The 6,000-nt window shown below is 71.1% G+C and carries 6 protein-coding genes; 3 read left to right on the top strand and 3 right to left on the bottom strand.

Annotation, left to right across the window (positions count from 1 at the left end; genetic code table 11):
• On the top strand, positions 1–615 hold a 615-nt coding region (locus ACWEPL_RS44390), incomplete at its 5' end, for a cellulose binding domain-containing protein (RefSeq protein WP_452439756.1).
• Between the two features lie 44 nt (positions 616–659).
• Here ACWEPL_RS44390 and ACWEPL_RS44385 read toward each other — a convergent pair.
• Both ACWEPL_RS44385 and ACWEPL_RS44380 read right to left on the bottom strand, forming a co-directional pair.
• Entirely contained in the window at positions 660–2,129 is a 1,470-nt protein-coding gene (locus ACWEPL_RS44385; protein ID WP_452439754.1) for an SDR family oxidoreductase, read from the bottom strand.
• A gap of 78 nt (positions 2,130–2,207) precedes the next feature.
• Positions 2,208–3,077, bottom strand: a complete 870-nt coding sequence (locus tag ACWEPL_RS44380; RefSeq protein WP_452439753.1) for a hypothetical protein — start codon at positions 3,075–3,077, stop codon at positions 2,208–2,210.
• Between the two features lie 290 nt (positions 3,078–3,367).
• Between ACWEPL_RS44380 and ACWEPL_RS44375 the strand changes: the two genes are divergently transcribed.
• Both ACWEPL_RS44375 and ACWEPL_RS44370 read left to right on the top strand, forming a co-directional pair.
• Complete coding sequence (locus tag ACWEPL_RS44375; RefSeq protein WP_452439752.1) at positions 3,368–3,799, top strand: BP74-related protein; 432 nt, start codon at positions 3,368–3,370, stop codon at positions 3,797–3,799.
• A 100-nt stretch (positions 3,800–3,899) separates the two neighbouring features.
• Positions 3,900–4,577 carry a response regulator transcription factor gene (locus ACWEPL_RS44370; RefSeq protein WP_355197864.1) on the top strand — a complete coding sequence of 226 codons (678 nt, stop codon included), beginning with the start codon at positions 3,900–3,902 and terminating at the stop codon, positions 4,575–4,577.
• Positions 4,578–4,580: 3 nt separating this feature from the next.
• Here the strand turns inward: ACWEPL_RS44370 and ACWEPL_RS44365 are convergent, their stop codons facing one another.
• Positions 4,581–5,870, bottom strand: a complete 1,290-nt coding sequence (locus ACWEPL_RS44365; RefSeq protein ID WP_452439751.1) for an ATP-binding protein — start codon at positions 5,868–5,870, stop codon at positions 4,581–4,583.
• Between the last annotated feature and the right edge of the window lie 130 nt (positions 5,871–6,000).

The raw sequence follows: 6,000 nt of genomic DNA, 5'->3' as shown, positions 1-6,000 counted from the left end.
CGCCAGGTCAGCAACGACGGAACCCGGCGCGTGCTGGCCAAGAAGCTCGGCAACGGCGACGTCGCGGTCGCCCTGTTCAACCAGGGCGGCAGCACGACCACGATCAGCACCACCGCGTCCGCGATCGGCCTGGCGGGCGATTCGTTCACCCTGCGCGACACCTGGACGAACGCCGCCGGCACCAGCACCGGCACCATCTCGGCCGCCGTGCCCTCGCACGGCACCATCGTCTACCGGGTCAGCGGCAGCACCACCCCGACACCGACGCCCACCCCCACGCCCACGCCCACGCCCACGCCGAGCGGGCAACCGGGCGGATGCACGGCGACGTACCGGCTGGTCAACGACTGGGGCACCGGCTTCCAGAGCGAGGTGACCGTCACCAACAACGGGCCGTCCACGCTCGACGGCTGGACCGTGAAGCTGACCCTGGCCGGCGGCCAGACCATCACCAGCCTCTGGAACGGCGTGAACACCGGCACCACCGGCACGGTCACCGTCAAGAACACCCCCTACAACGGCACCATCGCAGCCAACGGGACGACCACCTTCGGCTTCACCGCCAACGGCAACGGCTCGACCGCCCCGACCGGTGTCACCTGCACGAGCCCATGACCGAACGCCATCTCAAGGAAGGTAAGCAGGCATGCGACGGGGTCTTACGCGGGCACGGCCTTTCGCCGGGCGGCGGCCGCCGCCACGTTGACGGGCATGCGCCCGAAGATCAGGCCGTGGAAGGGGCTGATCGCCCACCAGTAGAGGTGCCCGAGCAGGCCGTGCGGATGGAAGATCGCCCGCTGCCGGTAGAAGGTGCTGCCGCCGGAGCGGGAGACGCTCAGTTCCAGCCAGGCCAGGCCCGGCAGTCGCATCTCGGCGCGCAACCGCAGCAGGCGACCGGGCAGCACCTCTTCCACCCGCCAGAAGTCGAGCGTGTCGCCCGTCCTCAGCCGGTGTGCGTCACGCCGCCCGCGGCGCAGCCCGACGCCGCCGAAGAGCCTGTCCAGCAGGCCGCGCAGGTGCCAGGCGACCGGAAGGGAGTACCAGCCGTTGTGACCGCCGATACCCTCGATGACCTGCCACAACGCCTCGGGGTCCGCATCCACCCGGAGGCTGCGGCAGTCGATGTAGAGGCTGCCGCCCGCCCAGTCGGGATCGGTCGGCAGCGGGTCGCTAGGGGCGCCGGGTGTGGAGGCCGAGGACCAGCGAGTGGCGACGTCCGCCTCCTTGATCTTCTTGAGCGCCAGTGAGACGGCCTCGCGGAAACCGATCAACCCTTCCTCCGGGTCGGTCACGTAGCGAGCGATGTCGTGCTCGCCGCAGATCCCCTCATTGCGCAGTGACTCGACCAGCGGCCGCGCGATCCCCGACGGGACCGGGGTGACCAGGCCCACCCAAAGGCTCGACAACCTCGGGGTGAGCACCCTCACGGGAATAATCGCGCGGTGGGGCAGACCGGCCACGGACGCGTACCCGTGCATCATGTCGGCGTAGGTCAGCACGTCCGGGCCGCCGATGTCGAAGGCACGGTTGACCTCGTCGGGCACGCTCGCCCAGGCGGTGAGGTAACGCAGCACGTCCCGTACGGCGATGGGTTGCGTGCGGGTGTGCACCCAGCGGGGCGTCGTCATGACCGGCAACCGTTCGGTCAGGTATCGCAGCATCTCGAACGACGCCGAACCGGAGCCGATGATGACCGCGGCCCGCAGCACCACCGCCGGCACGCCTGCCCGCAGGAAGATCTCGCCCACCTCCGCCCTGGACCGCAGATGAGGGGAAAGCCGCTCGCTGGGGACGAGCCCACCGAGGTAGACGATGCGACGTACCCCCGCCTGCTCGGCCGCCGCCGCGAACGTCTCGGCAGCCCTGCGGTCGTTCTCGGCGAACTGCCCGGCCCCGCCCATCGTGTGGATCAGGTAGTAGGCCACCTCGATGCCGTCCAGGGCCTCCCGGGTCTGTCCGGGATCGGTGGCGTCCGCCTTGACGACCGACGTCCGCGCCACCCAGGGCAGGTCCCGCAGTCTCTCAGGGGATCGTGCCATGCAGCGGACCTCGTGACCTGCCGCGAGCAGTTCGGGGGCCAGCCGGCCGCCGATGTAGCCGGTCGCCCCGGTGACCAGACAACGCGCCATCTCCGCACCCTCCGCTGTAGGGTGTGCCCTCCGGGCCGGGCTACCCAGCAGATCGGGACATAACCGCACGTCAGAGCGCTACGAGTCGGGGGTGCGCCGCAGCACCGGCAGCCCCGTACCGGAGTCGAGCACGAGGCGGTCGCCAAGCGGCCGGGCGAGCGTGACCGTGGTCGTGGCCGTCTTGAGTATCGCCGGGCAGGGCTTGCCCGAGCCGGAGTCCTCCTCGTCCACGTCGACCACCACCAGCTGTCCGGTCTCGTAGGCGCGTGCCCCGTGAACGGTGTCGCAGGCGCCGTACCCGTAGCGGAGCAGCAGCTCTCTTGGCTTGCCGGCGACGAGGCCGAACGCCATCACCTCTTCGACGCTCCCCTGCACCCGCTCGGGCCGGGCGGTGACGGCCGAGGGGTCGACCGCCACGTGGACCTTCTTCTGCTCGACCCCCTCGACGGTGAACATCCAGGCGGGCACCTGGATCGCGCCGCGACTGGTCTCCAGCGGGACCTTGCCCAGCCTGGCCCCGGTCACCCGGAGGAGGCGGCATCCCTTGACCGGACACTCCTCTTCGATGAGACCGGCCGGTTTGCTGAACTCCGCGTACGCCCGCTCCGCCGTGATGAGCGGCACCTGCGAGACCTCGCCGTCCGGCCATCGCACCTCGGCGCGGGCCGGGGAGCCGGTGGGCAGCCTGGCGGCCAACCGCCAGGCGCCGTTGTGCGAGCTCCTGTTCACCCAGGCCGGGATTCGGCGCACATGGTTCCATCCCTGCGGATTGAGCACCTCCAGTGCGACGAACCCCTTGCGCCAGGCGCGGTCGTCGGCCGAGCCCTGCCAGCGCTCCGCCACCTCACGAGCGCGCCTCTCGAACTCATCGGACCCGCCGGCCGGAGAGACCCCACCGCAGGAGGAGAGGAGCAGTATCAGGGACAGGGACGCGATCACTCTTCGCACGAGACCTCCGCCTGGCTTTCCGAGTTTCAGGACCCGGTGCCAGTCTCGATGATCTCGGCGCCGTGGTGAGCCGATCGGCGGCGCGGTTTCCCGTTCGACAGCCGCGGTCCGGGGGTGAGCGCCTGGATGGGCGGCGGACCGGAACGCGCCGCAGCCGGAGACGGCGATTGAGGCCGTTGCACGCGGTGACAGCGTTATCACTGTGACGTCAGGCGACGCCCTCACCCTCCTGTGATTACTTAGCGCATGGAAAAGCTACTCACAGTAATCGTACGAGGTGAAAGGTCTCCATGCGCAGCATCCTGACCAGGACCGTCACGGCTGTCGCCGCCATCGCGACGCTCGGCTTCGCCGCCCCCGTGCCCGCCCAGGCAGCGGCCCGGGCCTACTTCGAGTTCACCGACTTCACCCAGGCACGGTTCATCGTCGAAATCACCGACCCGGACAAGATCCAGCACGCCCGCGACCTGCTCAGCGGCGCCACCGCGGACAGGCCACACGTCATCGGACGCATCGTGCCGCGCCCCGCTCCCTACAACCCTCGCTGGAGCTACCAGCTGCGGTCCGAGACGATCGACTTCTTCGACGTCGCGATCGAGGTCTGCGACGCGACCATCCCCTACGTCGAGGAGAACCTGGACGAGGCCGGCGGGGCGTTCCTGCCCGGCTATGTCTGGTGCCCCTGGTCTTCCCGGCTCGTGCGCGAAATCCCGACGGCATAAGCCCTGACGTCGTCTGCCATCGCGGCCCCCGGAGAAGCGGTCCGGGGGCCGCCCGCGCAGCTCGACCGCCCTTGACGACGCAGCCCGTACCATCGGGCGCATGACGTGCGTGCTGGTCGTGGAGGACGACCTGGTCATCCGGTCCGAGCTGGTCGAGGCGCTGGCCGCCCAGGGTTACGAGGCGGAGCCGGCCGCGGACGGTGCCGAGGCGCTGCGGGCGGCGGAGCGGCGGCAACCCGATCTCGTCCTGCTGGATCTGGGGCTGCCCGACGTGGACGGGGTGGCCCTGTGCCGGCGGCTCCGGGCAAGGGCGCCGGACACGGTGATCGTCGTGCTCACGGCCCGTACCCAGGAGTTCGAGGTCGTGGTGGCGCTCGACGCGGGTGCCGACGACTACCTGACCAAGCCGTTCCGGCTGACCGAGCTGATGGCCAGGATCCGCGCCCACCTGCGGCGCCGCGGACCGGCCCAGGGGGAACGGCTGCTGACCGCCGGGCGGCTGCGGCTCGACCTGCCCGCCCGGCGCGCCTACGTCGGGGAGGCGGAGGTGGCGCTGCGGCCCAAGGAGTTCGATCTGCTGGCGGCGCTGGTGAGCCGGGCGGGCGAGGTGGTGACGCGCGAGCAGCTCATGGACGAGGTGTGGGACGAGAACTGGTTCGGTCCGACCAAGACCTTGGACGTGCACGTGTTCGCGCTGCGCCGCAAACTGGCCGAGCACGGCGAGGGGATGGAGCGGATCGTCACGGTGCGGGGGCGCGGCTACCGCTACGAGCCATGACCATCACCTGCCGTGGCCGGGCAGCAGCAGGCTGAACAGCGGCGGTCTGGCCCGGCTGAGCACCAGCCTGCCGCCTTCGGCCTCGGCCAGCGAGCGGGCCAGGGCAAGGCCGATGCCGTGGCTGTCGCCGCTGGACCTGACGAACGGATCGACGCCCTCGGCCACGCCCGTCCCGTGATCGCCCACCTCGATGGCCAGCCCGGGGCCGACGTCGGAGACGGTGACCGCGACCTCGCCGTGGCCGTGACGTACCGCATTGTCGACGAGTACGCGCAGGATCTGCCGGACGGCCGCGGGCTGAGCCGTCGCCGGCGGCAGTTCCGGCTCCACGGTGATCGTCAGGCGGCGGCCGTGCTCGGCCAGCGGACCGTGCCACTCCTGCCGGACCTCCTCCATCAGCCCGCCGACGTCGAGGTGCTCGGCCGGCACGCGGCTGTCGCGGCTGAGTCGTACGAGATCGTCGATCACCTCCTGCAGCCGCTCGCCCCTGCTCAGCGCGGCCCGTACCGCCGGAACCAGGTCTGCTCCGGGGCGGGACAGGGCGGATTCCAGGCCGAGCAGCAGGCCGGTCAGACCTGTGCGGAGCTGATGGGAGACGTCGGCGCTGAAGGCCCGCTCGCGCGACAGTACGGCCCCGAGGCGGCGGGCGGTCGACTCCAGGGCCTGCCCGGCCTGGTCGGCCTCGCGCAGGCCGGAAGGGGAGGCGCGGACGCTGAAGTCGCCGCCGCCGAGGGCCTGCGCCGCGGTGGTGAGCCGTTCGAGCGGCGCGGCGAGCCTGGCCGACTGCCGCACGGCCGCGCCCGCGGCCAACGCGATCACGATCAGCGCGAGTCCGCCCAACAGCAACCATGCCTCGTGAACGCGCTCCTCGACCTGCGCGTTCGGTGTCGCCACCCGGATGACCACGGCGGTGCCCTCGTCGGAGGGGACCGGCGCGGACACAGCCAGGAAACCGCCCTCGACGGCGTCGTGGACGCGTCCGTCCTTGCTGGAGACGGTCAGCCGTGAGTGGGCGGGACCGTCGCCGAACAGCCGGGCGCCGGTCACGTTGTAGCCGCCGATGGCCAGGTCACCCGACATGCCCGTCGGCAGTCTCAACGGCGTCCGCGGCTCGTCGGGCACGGCGGCGGCGACCCAGGCGGCGTCGCGTTGCAGGGCCGCCACGGTCTGGTCGTGGAAGAGCAGGCTCACCGCGACCGCCAGCGGCACCAGGAAAAGCGCGACGGCCAGGGCTGTCACGCTCACGATCACCACCAGCACCCGCCGCCGCAGCGGCACGCCCCGCGCTGTCACCCCTCCAGAGTGGCAGATACAAGGTAAACGCCCCGCTAACCCGCTGTCGGGGACACTCTCCGCCCGGCTTCGGACCAGGATTAACCCCGCGTTATGAATGGCCGAACCTTCCGCTGTCCCACGTTTGCGC

This window comes from Nonomuraea sp. NPDC004186 (assembly GCF_053603495.1).
Note: the sequence above shows the minus strand (reverse complement) of the source record. Positions and strands in the feature narration are given on the sequence as shown.